This window comes from Anaerolineales bacterium (assembly GCA_015075725.1).
In the GTDB taxonomy this organism is placed as follows: Bacteria; Chloroflexota; Anaerolineae; order Anaerolineales; family Villigracilaceae; genus Villigracilis.
The window spans coordinates 3,829,017-3,846,067 of record JABTTV010000001.1 but is presented as its reverse complement, the minus strand read 5'-3'; the positions used below and the strand labels follow the sequence as shown (position 1 = coordinate 3,846,067).

At 53.8% G+C, this 17,051-nt stretch carries 17 protein-coding genes; 12 read left to right on the top strand and 5 right to left on the bottom strand.

What is annotated here, in order from left to right; genetic code table 11:
• The first annotated feature begins 109 nt into the window (after nucleotides 1-109).
• The 10 genes from HS100_18380 to HS100_18335 all read left to right on the top strand — a co-directional run bounded on the left by HS100_18380 (nucleotide 110) and on the right by HS100_18335 (nucleotide 10,293).
• Entirely contained in the window at nucleotides 110-1,384 is a 1,275-nt protein-coding gene (locus HS100_18380) for an O-antigen ligase family protein (protein MBE7435891.1), read from the top strand.
• Nucleotides 1,384-2,889 (top strand): glycosyltransferase, encoded by a 1,506-nt coding sequence (locus HS100_18375; GenBank protein ID MBE7435890.1) that lies wholly within the window; start codon nucleotides 1,384-1,386, stop codon nucleotides 2,887-2,889. Before HS100_18380 ends, HS100_18375 begins: the two co-directional genes overlap by 1 nt.
• 12 nt (nucleotides 2,890-2,901) lie before the next feature.
• The gene (locus HS100_18370) at nucleotides 2,902-3,843 is read left to right on the top strand and encodes a hypothetical protein (protein MBE7435889.1); all 942 of its coding nucleotides are present in this window, start codon (nucleotides 2,902-2,904) and stop codon (nucleotides 3,841-3,843) included.
• Complete coding sequence (locus tag HS100_18365; GenBank protein MBE7435888.1) at nucleotides 3,840-5,255, top strand: B12-binding domain-containing radical SAM protein; 1,416 nt, start codon at nucleotides 3,840-3,842, stop codon at nucleotides 5,253-5,255. Before HS100_18370 ends, HS100_18365 begins: the two co-directional genes overlap by 4 nt.
• Nucleotides 5,256-5,317: 62 nt before the next feature.
• Nucleotides 5,318-6,133 carry a methyltransferase domain-containing protein gene (locus tag HS100_18360; protein ID MBE7435887.1) on the top strand — a complete coding sequence of 272 codons (816 nt, stop codon included), beginning with the start codon at nucleotides 5,318-5,320 and terminating at the stop codon, nucleotides 6,131-6,133.
• Nucleotides 6,111-7,346 carry an oligosaccharide flippase family protein gene (locus tag HS100_18355; GenBank protein ID MBE7435886.1) on the top strand — a complete coding sequence of 412 codons (1,236 nt, stop codon included), beginning with the start codon at nucleotides 6,111-6,113 and terminating at the stop codon, nucleotides 7,344-7,346. The genes HS100_18360 and HS100_18355 overlap by 23 nt, the downstream gene beginning before the upstream one ends.
• Entirely contained in the window at nucleotides 7,333-8,079 is a 747-nt protein-coding gene (locus HS100_18350) for a nucleoside phosphorylase (protein MBE7435885.1), read from the top strand. The genes HS100_18355 and HS100_18350 overlap by 14 nt, the downstream gene beginning before the upstream one ends.
• Before the next feature lie 115 nt (nucleotides 8,080-8,194).
• On the top strand, nucleotides 8,195-8,722 hold the full coding sequence (locus tag HS100_18345) for a hypothetical protein (protein ID MBE7435884.1): 528 nt from the start codon (nucleotides 8,195-8,197) through the stop codon (nucleotides 8,720-8,722).
• A 3-nt stretch (nucleotides 8,723-8,725) separates the two neighbouring features.
• Nucleotides 8,726-9,511: a hypothetical protein gene (locus HS100_18340; GenBank protein ID MBE7435883.1), complete on the top strand. Its 786-nt coding sequence runs from the start codon at nucleotides 8,726-8,728 to the stop codon at nucleotides 9,509-9,511.
• An 11-nt stretch (nucleotides 9,512-9,522) separates the two neighbouring features.
• A complete protein-coding gene (locus HS100_18335; protein ID MBE7435882.1) occupies nucleotides 9,523-10,293 on the top strand; it encodes a hypothetical protein in 771 nt (256 codons plus the stop codon).
• A 69-nt stretch (nucleotides 10,294-10,362) separates the two neighbouring features.
• Here the strand turns inward: HS100_18335 and HS100_18330 are convergent, their stop codons facing one another.
• Nucleotides 10,363-10,608, bottom strand: coding sequence for a NifU family protein (locus HS100_18330; GenBank protein MBE7435881.1), 246 nt, complete (start codon nucleotides 10,606-10,608; stop codon nucleotides 10,363-10,365).
• 2 nt (nucleotides 10,609-10,610) lie between these two features.
• Complete coding sequence (locus HS100_18325; GenBank protein MBE7435880.1) at nucleotides 10,611-11,075, bottom strand: cyclic nucleotide-binding domain-containing protein; 465 nt, start codon at nucleotides 11,073-11,075, stop codon at nucleotides 10,611-10,613.
• Nucleotides 11,076-11,194: 119 nt separating this feature from the next.
• Between HS100_18325 and HS100_18320 the strand changes: the two genes are divergently transcribed.
• Complete coding sequence (locus HS100_18320; protein MBE7435879.1) at nucleotides 11,195-11,770, top strand: TlpA family protein disulfide reductase; 576 nt, start codon at nucleotides 11,195-11,197, stop codon at nucleotides 11,768-11,770.
• On the top strand, nucleotides 11,771-12,268 hold the full coding sequence (locus HS100_18315) for an OsmC family protein (protein ID MBE7435878.1): 498 nt from the start codon (nucleotides 11,771-11,773) through the stop codon (nucleotides 12,266-12,268).
• On the opposite strand, the gene HS100_18310 is transcribed toward HS100_18315, so the two are convergent.
• From HS100_18310 to HS100_18300, 3 genes are read right to left on the bottom strand one after another with little or no spacing between them, the layout of a single operon-like run.
• On the bottom strand, nucleotides 12,259-13,764 hold the full coding sequence (locus HS100_18310) for a LysM peptidoglycan-binding domain-containing protein (protein MBE7435877.1): 1,506 nt from the start codon (nucleotides 13,762-13,764) through the stop codon (nucleotides 12,259-12,261). The genes HS100_18315 and HS100_18310 overlap by 10 nt on opposite strands.
• Complete coding sequence (locus HS100_18305) at nucleotides 13,757-15,379, bottom strand: LysM peptidoglycan-binding domain-containing M23 family metallopeptidase (protein MBE7435876.1); 1,623 nt, start codon at nucleotides 15,377-15,379, stop codon at nucleotides 13,757-13,759. Before HS100_18305 ends, HS100_18310 begins: the two co-directional genes overlap by 8 nt.
• Nucleotides 15,380-15,422: 43 nt before the next feature.
• Nucleotides 15,423-17,033, bottom strand: a complete 1,611-nt coding sequence (locus tag HS100_18300; GenBank protein MBE7435875.1) for a LysM peptidoglycan-binding domain-containing protein — start codon at nucleotides 17,031-17,033, stop codon at nucleotides 15,423-15,425.
• Nucleotides 17,034-17,051: the final 18 nt, after the last annotated feature.

Here is a 17,051-nt window from a genome sequence, read left to right as displayed (position 1 = left end):
TGACCGGCGACAGATTATAATTGCAAACCAGATTACACAGGTCCGATTTAGCGTTGTGAATAATTTCCCTCATCCTTTCTTCAGGCGTTTTTTTCGAACAGGCGCGCGCATGTTTTTTGCCGCGACGATTCTGCTTGCGCCGTTCCGCCTGCGGTTGGACGTGTGGACGCGCCCGTTTTATCCTGTCTACCCCGACTACACGGATTTCCTTTTGTTTGTCAGCGATTTCACTTTGTTCTTCATGCTTGTGTTCTGGCTCTGTTCGTTGATCGTGGAACCGCGCAGGGTGGGGGCCGGGAATCCGGTTGTCTTTATCCTGCTGACGGGTTTGACTCTCGCGGCATGGGTCTCCGTGTTTGGAAGTGTGGATGCGATCATCACCCGGTATCAAGCCGTCCGGTTCGTATTCCTTCTTTTTTATTATCTTTACATCGTGAATGAGATAACTTTGACTCGGTGGGTCCTGGCTCCGGTTGCGCTTCAGGCCATGGCCCAGGTTCCAGTGGCGGCGGGGCAATCCTTTTTGCAATCGTCGCTGGGGCTTCAGTTTCTCGGCGAGCATGTGCTCGACCCGACTCTGCGCGGAGCGAGCATCGTCCCTGTCGCGGGCGAAAGGATTCTGCGGGCATATGGATTCGCCGATCATCCGAACATCCTGGGCGGCTGCCTCGCATTTTCGATGATTCTTCTGTTCGCGGTTATCTTATATGGGAAGCATCGCAATCAAATATTTGCGGGAATCTGTTTCCTGCTGGCTTTCCCGCCCCTGGTTCTGACGTTCTCGCGTTCGGCGTGGTTAAGCCTATTTGCAGGTATCGGTTTCCTGGTCATGTTCGAGGCGGTGAATCGCAGGTGGGAATCCCTCACCCGAGCCTTCCTGCTTGGTCTGACGTGCGTTTCCATCGTCTCGCCGCTGCTCCCGATCTATCTCTCGGTGATCGAAAAAAGATTCAACTCCGGCAATGTTGCGGAGGATGGACCGATGATCGAACGCGCCTACCTGATGAATTCGGGGAATACGCTTTTTGTGGAACATTCCACCATAGGTGTGGGGCTGGGCGCCTCGCCGCTCGCGATGAAACTGAGGTTTGAAGAATTCCCTGTGAATTTTCAGCCGCCGCATTACGTCCCGCTGACCGCCGCATTGGAGACGGGCGTGGCGGGCGGAATTTTCTACTTGCTGTTGTTTCTTTTCCCGATCTTTGATTTTATCTTCCGCTGGCGTGTGTATATTCAAAACCCCGCGGGCATGGGCGTGATCGCGCTTTTGCTTGTAATATCGGTCGTCAACTTGTTCGATTACTATACCTGGTCGTATGCGCCGGGTCGTTTGTGGCAGTGGCTGGCGTGGGGATTGTATTCGACGACATCGAGGAGGGCATGATGGGAATCGTCCTCCAATACCTTCTGGCTCCCGTCGTGGTCGCGTACGCGTTGGTAATGATGGTCCTTGTTGTCTATATATCAAACCTTTTCTACCTGATGATCGTCAGTTTGAGGAACCGCGGGGGATTGAAACCGCCTCCCCTTAAATTGTTGGAAAAACTTCCCACCGTCACGGTTCAATTGCCTATCTATAACGAATGGTATGTGACGGAACGTCTGCTTTCAGCCTGCGCCGCCCTGGACTATCCCCCCGACCTGCTCGAAATACAAGTGTTGGATGACTCCACCGATGAAACCGTTTCGCTCATCGCGGGAAGGGTAAGAGAGTTGCAAGGTCGGGGTTTGAATATCCGCCACATCCACCGTACGAACCGCGAGGGTTTCAAAGCTGGTGCGCTTGCCAACGGACTCTCGCTTGCAGCCGGAGAATTCATCGCTATTTTCGACGCCGATTTTCTCCCTCAAAAGGATTTTCTCAAGCAATTGCTTCCGCGTTTCGACGATGAAAAGGTCGCGTTCGTTCAGGCGCGTTGGGGACATTTGAACCGAGATTATTCCATGCTGACCATGATGCAGGCCTTCACCCTCGATGCGCATTTCGTCATCGATCAGTTCGCCCGTTCGACCAATGATTATGTCTTCAATTTCAACGGCACGGCGGGGATATGGCGCAAATCCGCCATTTTGGATGCTGGCGGCTGGAAGGCGGATACACTGACCGAGGATATGGACCTTTCCTATCGCGCCTTTTTGCGCGGCTGGTCGGCGCGGTATGCGGTCGACGTGGAAGCGCCCGCCGAGCTGCCCGTCAGTTTTACGGCGTATCGTCGTCAGCAATACCGCTGGGCGCGCGGTAGTCTGGAATGTGCCTTCAAATACATTCCCGTCATCTGGCGCGGTGGTTTTTCGTTCGCCAGAAAATTCCAAGCCACATTCCACCTGACAACCTATATTCTGCATTTTCTCGCCCTGCTTTTCATGATCTTTTATCCATTCCTGCTCCTATTCGCCCGTGAATATCCAACTCTGCTCGCGCCGGTGGGGCTGGGGTTGTTGATGAATATTTTCGCCCTCGTTCCCTCCATGTATTTTGCGGCTGCGCAGCGATTGCTTCGTAACCGCTGGGCGGAATCAATTCCTGCCATACTTGCGTTTTCAGTATTTGCATCCGGCATGGCACCAAACACATTGCGGGCGCTTCTTCAAATTCTGCAAAAGAGGATTGTCCCCTTCGAACGCACACCGAAGTTCGGGATTACAGACCGCTCTCAAACCTGGCGCGGCAATCGTTACCTCATCCGTTTCGACTCGCTGATCCTCTTCGAAGCTTTCCTTGGTTGTTTCAACTTATGGTCTGCCTGGCTTGCCTGGAGTTCAGGTTATTATTTGATGATGTTCTACGCCATATTCTTTGCACTCGGAATGTTCTTCTTCTCCGGTTTTACGGCTTTCCAATCCCTGACCTACCGCCTCGCCCGCGACCGGGAGCCTGCCCCCGCGTAAAGGACATTTCACTTGGCTGTCACTGGAATCTCCCCACCCCTTAAGCAGGCCGACGTCTCCCCTCTCGAACGCGCTGTCCTTGAGACCCTGGCGTATTCGGATATTTTCGATTACCCGCTGACCCTGAAAGAGTTGCATCGCTATCTGCCCATTCTTGTAAAACGTGATGAGCTCGAATCTCAACTCCCATATCTTAAAGGGAACTCTTTCGAAGACTCAGCTGGTGTTTACTATCACCTCCCCGGGCGCGGCGGGATCGTTGAAGTCCGCAAGGTCCGTGAAAAAAATTCAATGGGATCATTTCGACGCGCGCTGTTTTACGGAAGGATACTGGAACTCATGCCCTTCGTCCGCATGGTCGCCATAACCGGTTCGCTTGCGATGCTCAATCTTTCCAAAAACGCCGACATGGACTTCATGCTCGTCACCGCCCCACACCGCCTGTGGATCGCGCGGGCATTCGCTGTCACATTCGGCAGGCTGATGAGGCTGACCGGAGACCGCATCTGCGTGAACCTCCTCGTGTCGGAGCGCGCGCTTGAATGGCCCCGGCATGACCTGTACTCCGCCCGCGAGATGGCGCAAATGATTCCGATTGCAGGCTTGAACATGTATCATAAACTGCGCGAATCGAATCCCTGGGTCGCAACCATCCTTCCGAACGCATCCGATTTACCCGATCATTCCCCACCCAAACCGGATGAAACCGGCTCATGGATCCAGCATTTCCTCGAACTGCTTTTTCCCGGTAAATTCGGCGCATGGCTTGATGATCTCCTGATGAAGATTCAGCTGCGCAAGATCAATCACAAGTATGGTCAGAGCGCGGAGGCGAATTTCAACATCCACGTCTGCCAGGGGAATTTTCATGACCACCGAAAATGGGCTTGGGAATATTTCCACGCGCGGCTGGTCTCATTGGGTTTGGAAAGCGGGGAAGGATCAACTCAATGAAGAAGGTTCTGTTCGGTCAATCCTACTACCTCCGCTTCGACCCCAAACTGTGGCGTGCCATGCAGCCGTATCCCCCTTTGGGAACTTTATATGCTGCGAGTTACATCCGCGAGCGGGGATATGAAGTTACGCTCTTCGATGCCATGCTGGCAGAGTCGGAAGAGGAATGGGCGAAGTCGCTGGACGAACACAAACCGGATTACGCCGTCATCTACGAGGACAATTTCAATTACCTTTCCAAAATGTGCCTCTTGCGGATGCGCGAAGCGGCATTCACGATGATTCGCATGGCGAAGGAATGCGGATGTGTCGTCATTCTTTGCGGTGCGGACGTCACCGACCATTATTCAAAATATCTTGACCACGGCGCAGATTACTGCATCCTCGGCGAAGGGGAGGAAACGCTCACAGAACTGTTGAATCAGCTCTCGGCGGGGAAAGAACCGAAGGATGTTATCGGTCATGCTTCACGTTTCACTCTTCACCCATCGCGTCGCCCCGACATCAAAGACCTCGATTCCCTTCCGTTCCCCGCCTGGGATTTGATAGACATAGATAAATACAAAAAACTCTGGCTCGACCGTCACGGTTATTTTTCGATGAACATGGTGACGACTCGCGGCTGTCCGTATCATTGCAACTGGTGCGCCAAACCGATCTGGGGCCAGCGTTATAACTCGCGCTCGCCGGAAAATGTCGCTGCGGAGATGAAATGGCTCAAGGAGAATTTCTCGCCGGATCACATCTGGTTTGCCGACGATATTTTTGGTTTGAAGCCGAATTGGGTCGAACGATTTGCGGATTTGCTCATTGAAAACGACGCGGTGATTCCATTCAAATGTTTGAAACGCGCGGACTTGGTGAACGAAAGAACTGCCGCGGCGCTTGCAAAAGCCGGATGCGAGATCGTGTGGATCGGCGCGGAGTCCGGCTCGCAAAAAATTTTGGATGCGATGGAAAAGGGTGACAAGGTGGAGGATATTTATCGCGCCGCGGAGTTGTTGCATAAAAACGGAATCCAAGTCGGGTTCTTTCTGCAATTCGGCTACCCCGGCGAGACGTGGGACGATGTACAGGCGACCTTGAAGATGGTTTGGGAGTGTATGCCGGATGATATCGGAATATCCGTGTCGTATCCTTTGCCCGGCACAAAGTTTTACGAGCGCGTCAAGTTGGAATTGGGCGAAAAACAAAACTGGGTCGACTCCGACGACCTTGCCATGCTTTACAGAGGACCGTTTCCACAGGAGTTTTACCGCATCCTGCACGGACGGACGCATCACGAGTTCCGCATTCGCCGTGCGATCAAGAACCCCACCTTGCGCGGATGGCTTACCATGCCACTTAATCTCGCTGGCTTGCTCCGCAGCGAATTTCGTTTAAAAAGATTTGTTAACCCGCCAACAACCTGACACCTGCCACCTGAAACTTGACACCTGAAACTTGACACCCGAAACTCCCCCGAGGCTCACTCATGAACAAACACATCCTCTCCGGCACATCCTTCGAAACCATCGCCGAAGCATATGACCGCAATGCAGATAAATACGACGACTTCATCGAGAACAACGAGAATCTCGCGCGCATGAGGAAGCGCGTATATGATTTCGTCACGGCAAGATTGCCGAAAGGGACAAAGATTCTCGATGTTGCCTGCGGCACGGGCACGGACGCCGTCTGGTTTGCGCAGCATGGATATTCCGTCCACGGTGTCGATATTTCAGGTGAAATGCTCTCGCGTGCCGAGAAGAAGGCGAGGGAACTCGGCTTGCAAGATCGCCTTTCCTTCGAACAACTTTCATACACGGACTTAAGAAACACAAAGGCAGGTCCTTTCGATATGACCTTCTCGAATTTCGGCGGTTTGAATTGCGTGGCCGACCCGTCGCTTGTGGTGGAAAGCGTCCGTCCGTTGATGAATCGAAAAGCCCGCGTGATTTGGGCGATGATGCCGCCCTTCTGTCTTTGGGAAACTGCAGTGTTGTTTAAAGGGAAATTCCGCCTTGCCACACGCCGTTTTTCGGGGAAATCCACCGTGCATAAGGAGGGATTGGAATATCCCGTTTACTATTACAAACCGGGTCAGATCGCGCGCGCCTGGGGCGGAGATTTTCGCCTCGAAACCGTTGAAGCGCTTTCCGTATTCACGCCTCCCGCCACAAGCAAGGATTTTTCTGTAAAGCAACCCGGCATCTATCAAGTTCTTCGCAAATTGGATGATGCATTTGCCGCGCGCTGGCCCTTCAAGTATTGGGGAGATTTCACCCTTGTCTCTCTTGTCCGGGAATAAGACACCGATTGTTGCGCGCGGCAGCCTGCGGGTAAATTCCCTGCTCCTTTTGCTTGCGCGTATTACCGCCCAACTGCTTGCCGTGTTGTTCGCGGGGTTTCTTGCTCGCAGGCTGGGCGTTCAGGATTTCGGTCGCTTTGCCTTCATCGCCTCTCTAATATTCGTTGGCAACACCTTCACGAATTTCGGCACCGATACATTTCTTGTCCGTGAAACTGCGCGCAACGGGAAGGTCACCGATGCCGCATCCCGCGCCCTTTCCCTGCAGTTTGCATTTTCCGCTTTGTATTGCGCCGCCATGCTGGCCCTGCGCGATACGCCCTTGTTTTTCTATTCGCTTGCTCTGTTTCCCTTGGCGGTTTTTTCGGTCAACAACGCCTTGCTGCGTGGATTATCCCGCTTCGATCTTTTCTGGCTGTTGAGCCTCGCGAACGGATTACTTCAGGTAATTGCCGCTCTTCTTTCGCGGGATATCCTGTCTCTCTGTCTTTCACTGCTTCTCGGGCAGATTCTGATCTCCGCCCTCTCCCTCCGGATTTGCTCCGCCTCGCTTCCGAACTTTCGCTTGTTACCGCTTAATGACTTTTTTCCCATCTTCAAATTGATTCTGCCTTTCGCTGTTTTGACGATCCTCTTGGTTGTGATTCAACGCCTCGGCATTCTCTTCACTTCATCCATGCTGGACGATGGAGATACCGGCTATTTCTCCGCCGTGACCCGCGTCATCGAGGGGCTGAAACTCGGGCATTACGCCATTCTCGGCGCGCTGTTACCTGCCCTCTCGCAAGGCGTAACGGGCTCACGGAAAAGTTTTCGCCGGGCGTTCTTCCTCCTCATGGTTGTAAGCCTGATCTTCGCCATGTCCCTTGCAATCCTATCTGCGCCGGTCCTGCGAATACTCTACGGCGACGCCTTCATCCCGGCATCCAACGATCTCGCGCTTTTGGGTTGGAGTCTCATTCCTTATACGGTCTCATCATTTATTTCCTATGATCTCATCGCCCGAGGAATGGAATCGATAATCGTCAGGGCCGCCCTCCTCTCCCTTTTTATATATATCGCCCTGTATCTTGTTTTGATACCAATGCTTGGGTTGGACGGGGCGATCCGGTCTTCGCTTTACGGGGAATGGCTTCAAGGATTTGTATTCGTCATGTTTTATTTGTATGCCTTGCTTCCCGTAAAGGATCTTCCTCCCGATGAATCCAGATGACCCGCTCCTGACACCGGAGGAATTGCTTTCCTACCGCCGGACCACCGGCGCGCTCGAGGATTTTCCCCCGCCCGAAATGGTGATCTTTGTTCCGCAAAAAAGCCTCGCAAGATATATCCTGCGCGGGTCCTTTGTCAGGAAAGTGCGCGGTTTCCTTGGCGAGTTTTATCTTCTAAGAAAATTCGGCGGGAGGATTGCCGTGTCCACCGGCTTCGGGATCGGCGCGCCGGTTGTGGCTGGGCTGGCGGATGAGTTTGCGGCGTTGGGGGTCAGGCAGATGGGTCTGATCGGTCTGGCAGGCGGATTGCAGGATTCGCTCACGACGGGGGATATGGTCCTTTCAACGGGGGCAATTCGCGGCGAAGGGGTGACGCGTCATTATCTTCCGCCCGGCGGATTTGTCGAATCATCTCCGGTACTTGTCGGCCGCATCGAGTCCCATCTTGAGAAACGGAAGATAAAATTTTCCAGTGGAATGACCTGGACGACAGACGCTCCCTTCCGCGAATTGCGAAAGGATGTACTGGCGTATCAGGCAGATGGAGTTCTCGCAGTGGATATGGAAGCGGCCGGGATGCTCGGAGTTGCAAAATCGCGCGGTTTACCTGCATTTGCGGCATTTGCCGTGGCTGACCAGCTTTCCGGTGGTGTCTGGAGAATGTCCGCGGATTTGAGACAAGCCCAATCGAATTTGGCTTTATTATTTGATTCGATTTGTGAAGCTTTGAAATAACGAGATGGGAATTGTTGCGACCTTCCCCGTATTTTCCTCGTATATGGTTAAGGACTTTCGATTCCATCAAAAAAGATTACACCACTCATAAATTCTTGTCTCAGGAGAAATGTTTATGAACAGATCCGGTCGTTCCCAACTTGCCCTCGGAATCATCCTGCTCCTTATCGGCGGGTGGTTCCTGCTCAATCAGGTCAACCCGTCGTTTCGGAACTTCTTCGAACCGTACACTGAATGGCCCGTCAATATGTTGTTGATAGGCGCAGGCATCCTTGTCATCGGTCTTGCCACCGGCTCGCCGGGAATGGCGGTTCCAGCCGCCATCGTCGCAGGCATTGGCGGGATTTTTTATTATCAGGAGACCACTGGCAACGTCGATTCGTGGTCGTATATGTGGACTTTGATCCCCGGCTTTGTTGGGCTTGGCACGATGCTGCAGGGCTTGCTCGGCGAAAACACTGCTTACAACCTGAAACGCGGTTTGAATCTGATGGTCATCAGCGCGGTGTTGTTCCTGGTCTTTGCTGCATTTCTTGGCGGTTGGAACATCCTCGGCGATTTCGGACCCGCGATCCTGTTGATTCTGCTCGGTTTGTGGGTGCTCGGCAGCGGTTTGTATAAGACATTCCGAAAAAGGGAGTGATAAATGAAACACAATCAGTTGTTCTGGGGCGTCGTCCTCCTTCTGATCGGCGGTTTGATGCTCGCAGATCAAATGGGGATCAGACTCCCAAATGGCAGCCCGTTGATGAGCCTTTTCTGGCCCGTTTTATTGATCGGCTTCGGGATTTGGGTTTTGCTTGGCGTATTCCTGCGGGGCGAGATAAAAACTGAAACCGCCAGTATCGATTTACAGGGCGCGCGTGAGGCGGGTGTGCATATCAGTCACGGCGCGGGGGAGTTTCGTTTCCACAGCGGCGCATCGGCGAATGAATTACTGCACGGCTCTTTCATCGGAGGGCTGCGTCACACGAATTCGCGGAACGGTGAAAGGCTCGAGGTCCGCATGAGACCCGCGAATGATTTCATTGTATTTCCTCCCTTCGGCTGGCGGGAACAACTCGACTGGGATGTTTCGTTCAACTCGTCCGTTCCCACGGCATTGGATATGAATTTGGGTGCGAACAAATCCGTGATCGATCTCAAGGACATGAATGTCACCGATATACGGTTGAAAGCCGGGGCAAGCGACACGGTGATCACTCTGCCTGCTCGTGGGCGCCTCAACGCGGACTTTGAAGTTGGCGCGGCGTCTCTTACAATTGTCGTCCCGGAAGGTGTTGCCATTCGGGCTCACGCTTCCATCGGCGCGGGCGATTTCCAGGTGGATCGGACCCGCTTTCCGAACCGCGTATCCCCTGACTATGAAACTTCGCCGAATGCCGTGGAGATAAACGTCAAGGGCGGGGCGGTTTCGGTCAAGATTATATAAGGAGTCGAACCATGATGCGAAGATTTGATCCCCGGATCGTAATCGGAGTGCTGTTGATCCTCGGCGGCGGGCTTGCCCTTGCCCAGACGATGGGTTATCTGAAAAATGCGGGTGATTATTTCTGGGGCGGAGCGTTTCTCCTTGGCGGGCTGGCGTTCCTCTCCTTGCTGCTAAGCGGGAATTGGTGGGCGGCGTTCCCGGGTTTCACCCTGGCGGCGTTGGGCGTGTTGATCCTCCTCCCCGAAGCTGTCGATGAATTGGGCGGCGCGATCTTTCTCGGCGGCATTGCCCTGTCGTTCTGGTACGTTTACCTGACCGATCGAATCCATCGGTGGTGGGCGATCATCCCGGGCGGAGTGCTCACGGCGCTTTCGCTCTTGATTCTTGCCTCGTCCTATTTCGATGAATATTCGGGTGCCATCGTTCTCGGCGGGATCGGGTTGACCTTTTTCATCGTCTATCTCACCAGCCCGGTCGAAAGATGGTGGGCGCTTATCCCCGGCGGCGTCCTTTGTACTTTGGCGGGGATGACGGTGGCAACAGAGCGTTTTGGCGCGTTCGAGAGCGGCGGTTTCTTCTTCCTCGGTCTTGCGCTGACCTTTCTACTGGTCGCCGTCCTTGCGCGAATGAAATGGGCGTTCTGGCCCGCGCTTGTGCTGGGAATCATGGGTGTGCTGGGGCTTGCCTCCCTGATGGATTATGCAAATTACATTTGGGCGGTCGCGCTCATCGCGTTCGGCGGGTTTCTCGTCATCCGGTTTTTCACACGGAACGCGGGATAATTCGAATCCCCCAGGTGACTGGTCCTGAAATTGCGGTGCAGGAGAAAATCTTGCACCGCAATTTTTATGCTACTTGCTCTCCATGACGTGGATTTCAGGAAAGAATTGGTGAACCGTTCCTTCCACCCAGCCGTGGAGTGTGGAAGGCAAAAGCGGACAGTTGAGACAGGCGCCTCCCAGCCGTACCTTCAACTCATCCCCGCTCAGGGAGACGAATTCCACGGTCCCGCCATGGAATTGTTCGATGTATGCGCTCAGATTCTCCAACAGATGGCGGATCTGATCTTCGCGGGTACGTGCATGCGTAACAGACATTGTTATTTCCTTTCCGAATCGATAAAACGCTTGATCTGCTCATGGGCGTTTTTCCAACGGGATGAAACGTTTAGTGCCAGCCGGTCGATGATGATCCTTCCGGTCTCGGGGTGGTTGTCCATCAGGCTCCATAAATCCTGCCGGTGGATGCGAATGGTATCAAGGTCCGTTTCGCTGGCGACACTGGAAGTATATCTTTTTCCGCCGATTGCGGCTGACCAGCCAAAGACATCGCCATCTTTGAGGCGGGTGATCAGGATGCGCGGCGCATCATATGGCTTGTAGCTGATTGCAGCTTTGCCCTTCAAGATCAAGTAAAGATATTCCGCAGCATCTCCCTGCTCGAAGATCACCGTACCTGATGGACAAATGAACCTTTCGAAGATCGACATGAGCATGGTTGCCTGGTCTGGAGAAAGGTCTTGAAAAAGGGGGATGATCGGCAGGTTCTCAAGCATTTTGGTCATAGTAATCGTCGCGCAACCCGCCTGCTAGTATCATCCATCCTATATTGGATGACATTTGTCCCGTTTTCTGACTGCGGAAAACTTCGTGAGTTATACTTTGAAATGCCGCGTACTGACATATGAGCGAACTTTCGAATCAACCTTCGCCCGGCCGACTGATTGCCCTAATGCTGATCGGGTTCGGATTCCTTGCCCTGGGTGTGTCGTTTCTGCTCATGCCCGAACAATTATCCTCCGCCTCCACGCAGGACTTTTCGACGATACCCGTCGAAGTGAATTTACCCTCCCCCGAATTGAATCTCACCACGCTGGACGGCCAGGCGGCTTCCCTTTCCGATTATCTGGGAAATGTCGTATTGGTAAACCTGTGGGCTACATGGTGCCCGCCATGTCGGGAGGAGATGCCCACTCTTCAGGCATTCTACGATGAACACCGTTCCGACGGTTTTATCCTGATCGCCATCGACCAGGGCGAGACCCTGGACGAAGTAACTCCGTTCGTCGAAGAATTTGGGCTGACCTTCCCCGTCTGGCTCGATCCGGGCAGTACGGCCGGCGGCGAATTCAATACCATGAACCTGCCAAGTTCCTACGTCATCGACAGGTCTGGCCGCATCCGCCTGATGTGGATCGGCGGCATCTCGAAAAACAATCTTGATAAATACGTTCCAGGCGTTATCATGGAGGATCGCTAAATGGATGTGACTGTGAATTGGATGGGCCGCATGGCTTTCGAAGGGGAAGGGGCATCCGGCTCCCCCGTTCGTTTGAATTCGGATATTACTGATGGTCAATCCGATTCTGGCGCGCGCCCGATGGAATTGATCGCTATCGGTTTGGCGGGTTGTGCGGGGATGGACGTGATCTCGGTTCTGCTCAAAAAACAGCAGGCCGTGACGGATTTTCAGGTCTTATTTCACGGAGATCGTGCCAGGGATTATCCTAGGGTTTTTACACAGGCAATGGTCGAATATCGTTTCTATGGCGCCTCCCTGGATGAATCCGCCATTGTACGCTCGATCGAACTCTCGGTGGAAAAATACTGCCCGGTGTACGCGATGCTGGCGAAGGCTTTTCCGATCCGCTCCGTTTATAAAATCTACGATTCAGAATCGAAGGCTTTGTTGAAGGAGGGTGAATACCTTCACAAGGTGGGTTTAGAGTCGGATTCCCCTTCGAACGATCAGGGATAATTTCCGTTGACGGCTGTATAAACGTCACCGCACTCGCAGGCGGTCACGGTCAGGCCGCCCTTGGTGAGAGTCCCCTCGTAAGCTCTGATTCCTCTGTGGGGTATCCAACCGCTCATCGTGAACGGGATGACGCTGTCTGCGAGGATCCATTCGCCGTTAAATTTTCTTGCAACATGAACGTGAGTACCCGTGGACCGTCCGCCTTCACAGGAGGGATAACCGATCTTGTCTCCGGTTTTCAATTCCGTGCCGAGAGAGACGCGCTCCTTTGTTGCAAGGTGAAGATAAAAGATCACCCAGCCTGTACGTTCATCGCCGTCTTTGTCGAGATCGAGTGCGACACCGTCCACTCTGGAGCGGACGACCAAACCATCAGCCACTGCCGTGGCAAAATTTTCGATTTTGGCTGGGATACACCCGGATTTTTCGGATGGCGGAGCAAAGTCAAGCGCGGAAAACGGCTCGCCAGTGCCCCAGCCTGTATGTGGTCCACCGGTGTAATTCCAGGTTTGCGAGTCGGGGAATGGGAGGGAAAGGTCGGGTTGTCTCAGGCTGCCGGGGATCAATTCAAACGAATCCTCCCAGGGGCTTCCAAAATAATCGGTATAGGTTTTATACAAACCATCCGGGCTGATGGCGTCATTATATTCGCTGCCGTTATACATGCGCGAAAAATAATATTGCAGCGCGGCAGAAGCGGCGTTTTGCCATGGGTCGGGGCGGATCAGATTTCCAGATGCATCTTCGAATTCGATCAGGGAACCGGCGCGCCAGCCATAGTATCCATTGTTCAATGTGTTTGCCGCAAGCACCAATTGCAAATAGTGTGATTCCCAAAACTGCCTTTCCAGCCCAAGCAGTCTTCTGCGGACAGGCGGCTCGGGCAGGGAAAGCGCCCCGCCTTGGTACTCAAGGATCGCGAGCAGGAGTTTCGGATTGATGCTGTAGTTGATCGCGACATAATCGACCAGTTCAGCCCCGGACCTTGTCTCGCCTCCCACGTACGCCCGGAAGTTGTTCAGCCACCCGGGTTGAGACGCCACAAAGGCGGCTGTGTTGAATCCGCTGGCAGTGGGGCTGTTGACAAAGGCATGATCGGGAATGATTTGAAACGGGCTTCCCCACAAGGCGCGGTAATAGATCGGGATCTTCATCGGCATGCCTTGGGGCAGGGTGGTGGCATCGCGCGGGACGAAAGGATTGGCTTCGAGGATCTCATCCACATTGGTATTGAAGCGGGATGCGAGCGCCGGCAGGGTATCGCCACTCTGGGCGGTGTAATCCACAAGTTGACCCGGTGAAAAGGAAGGGCGTGATGGCAAGGGGGTTGACTGGGAATCGGGAAGAGGTGTCTGTCCTGTTTCTTCTACACTGACGGCCGGATTGTTGACGGGCGCGTTACAGGAAAATGCAAATATTGCAGTTAATATTCCCAGTCTGATTCGTATTCCGAGATCTGTATGAGATTTTTTTTGATTGCTGAATTTTCTAATCATCTTTTTCGCGGATGATATTCGACCAGGATTGCCCGAGCAAATCCGCTGTGACGACCTGCTCGCCGTTGACGAGCTGGCCTTTGTAGGGTTCGTCCCCGGCAATGACCCGCCACCCGCTCAGCACGAATGGGATTGGACCATCCGCGGTCACCCATTCGCCGTTGAATTTTCTGGCAAAGTGTAAATGCGTGCCGGTGGATACGCCGCCCTCGCATGAGGCATGCCCGATCCGGTCGTTGGTTTCGACATAAGTCCCGACGGGTACACGATCTTTTGTAGCGAGATGCAGATAGAGAAGATTCCATCCCGTCTGTTCGTAACCATCGCCGTCAAGGTCCACCATCACCACCCCATTATCAGACCGGACGACCAAACCCGGCGCCGAGGCGACAACCCAGGTGGTGGTGGGTATGCAGCCAGATTTTGCGGCAGCCGGAGCAAAATCGATTGCGGAGAATATGCTGTGGGATCGTCCGTAAATGTTCGGGCTGATCTGCCCCCAACCGTTGTGCGGTCCGCCGGTAAAACTCCAGACCACACCCGGCTCGAAAGGCAGGACAAGCGGCGGCTGGATCAATCCCGGGGGAAAGATTGAACCGACCAAAGCGGCTCTCGACCAAGCGTCTCCAAACATTTCTTGATACAGGGCTGGGAAGCCGGACTCGGGATTAATGATCTGTGACCACTGTGACTGGCTGTGCAGCTTGGAGAACAAATATTGGATCGCAACCGTCCCGGCATTGAGGCGTGGATCGATGCGGAGTTTGGCCCCTTCGGGAAATTCGATGTGGGTGATGGTCCCGGCTCTCCACCCGTAATATGCGATGGACATCGTGTTGATTGCCCAGGTCATTTGCACGCTCATCCCCTTGTATCGGTAATCGTTGAAGCCCATGGGAAATTCGGTATGCAAAATGTCGATGGGTTGACCCCGCACCCAGCGCGCCTCATACTCGAGCAGTGCAAGCAGAAGGCGTGGATTGACCGAGTTTTCGATGGCCAGCCGGTCGATCGCATCGTACCCCGCGATCCTTCCCGATGAACCCAGGTAGTCATTGAAACTGCTGAGATAGCCTCCCTGTTCCTTGACATATTTTTCGGTGTCGAAATCGAGCGAAGCGGACGAATAGACAAACTCGGCATCTGGCAGGAGTTGGATGTTGGGAGTGGTCGCTTCATTGATCCGGTTGGGGATCACCAGAAGTGTTCCAGGGTCGATGAGCGTTGTTTTCGAAAGATCGGCATCTGAGATGATCTCCGTTTCATCAACATTGAAGCGTTCGGCGATTGCGGAGAGCATGTCTCCGCTTTGGGCATAATAAAGAAACGGTGCGGCGTCATTAAGCGGCGCAGGTGTCTCGCTCGGGGTTTTGGCGGGGGCTTTTTCTGTAGGTGCCAGGGTTGGGGTGATTGCGTTTTCAGTTTCGATGAAGGCAGGGATGGTCGAAGTGGGAAAAATGATCGGGTCTTCCGAACCCGCAAACGGGTCCGTTTGAGGCGCAGCTTGCGGGGAATATGGTGTTGGAGTGGGTGCAACCCCCCAAAGGGAAGGTGAAGTCCCACAGGCGGATATCGTCATCGTAACTGCGATGAATACGGCAATAGTGCGTTGCATGATCGGGTGAAATTATAACCAAATGATATGAATGGAGGGTGAATCAGCGTGTGATCAGGTTTTCGGGTTGGGCGGAATCGAGAGCTTCGATGGAGTAAGTGCCGCTCGTGAGATAACCGTCGTACTCGATGCCTGTGCCGCTGGAAACCCAGCCCCCGAGGTTGAAGGGAATCGGACCGTCTGCGGATATCCATTCGCCGTTGTATTTGCGCGCCACATGGACGTGAGTGGCATTCGAAACTCCGCCTTCACATGATGGGTGACCGACGCGTTCGTTCCTGAAAAGATATTCTCCAGGCGCAACCCTGCCATCAGCGGCGACGTGCATGTATACGATGACCCACCCGGTCTGTTCATAACCGTCATTATCCAGGTCCTGAATTACCGAGCCGACGCCTGTGCGTGTGACCAAGCCGTCCGCCATCGCGGTGACCCAATGGGAACTTATAGCGCATGATCCGGAATTATCCATTGGCGCAAAATCGAGGGCGCCCCATGCAGAACCGGAATCCCATGCGCCGTGGGGTCCTCCGGTAAAGTACCAGCTTTCGCCCTCCGCAAAGGGCAGGGACATGAGGGGCTGCGATAGCGTCAGCGGGATCAGGGGTTCGACTGCGTAGCTGAATGGATTATCGAAGAACACATAATAGGTGACGATGAAACCACCTACGCCTGTATCATATTGCCAGGGTTCGAAGCCGCCCAACTCTGAAAAAAAGTATTGGATTGCGGCAGTCCCGGCATTGATTGTGGGATCGATGGGAATCACCTGCCCGTCTGCAAGCACCCAGGTCGAGAGAGCATTCGCCTTCCAAAGGTAATATCCGCGGTTTAGGGTGTTTGCCGCCCAGACTACCTGTTTATATAATCCCGCTTTTGCGGGATCGACATAACCCATTGGGTAATCGGTGATGACAGGGTTGGGGTTGGTCACCCAGCCGCTCTGGTATTCAAGCAGGGCGAGCAAAAGACGCGGATTAACAGAGTAGTTGTATGAGACCGCTTCGATGATGTCTGCGCCGTTCAGCACCACGCCTTTGACGTCTTCGGCGTATTGATTTAGAAATCCGCCCTGGCTGGCAATGAATTTTTTGATGCTGAATCGCGCTGCGGCGGGACCGTTGACCAGTTCCGAGTCGGGAATGATCTTCAACGAATTACCGCCCGCAGTGGCTAACTCAGGCGCCGGGATGATCAGGACCGCGCCGACTTCGAGCGTGTTGGGATCGGTGATGTTATTTGCATCCATCAATGTTTGCAGGCTGATATTGTACTGGAGTGCGATACTTCCAAGCGTGTCGCCGGGCTGAACGACATGTTCATCTGCCTGTTGGCGCGGAGTTGGCAGGACCCGTGCCGCATCGGGCGTGGGGGAGTTGGATGTGATCTGGTTTTGAATTCCGATCAACGGAGAGATATTCAATGGGACGCGGGTGGGAGTCGGAGGGCGGGTCGAGGTCGCGGATGGGATGATGGTTTCTGAGGCGGCGGGTGTCGAAGTGATCCCGTTCGTGCTGGAATGTCCGGGCGGTGTTCCCCCGGTGGACACAAACGGGTCATACGTGGGAAAGGTGACGGGCGTTTCAACAGCAGGAGCGCATGAAACTAGAAATGAAGCGAGCAGGATCGCCAATATGATTCTGGTAAATGACATGGGCGTGATTTTACCAAA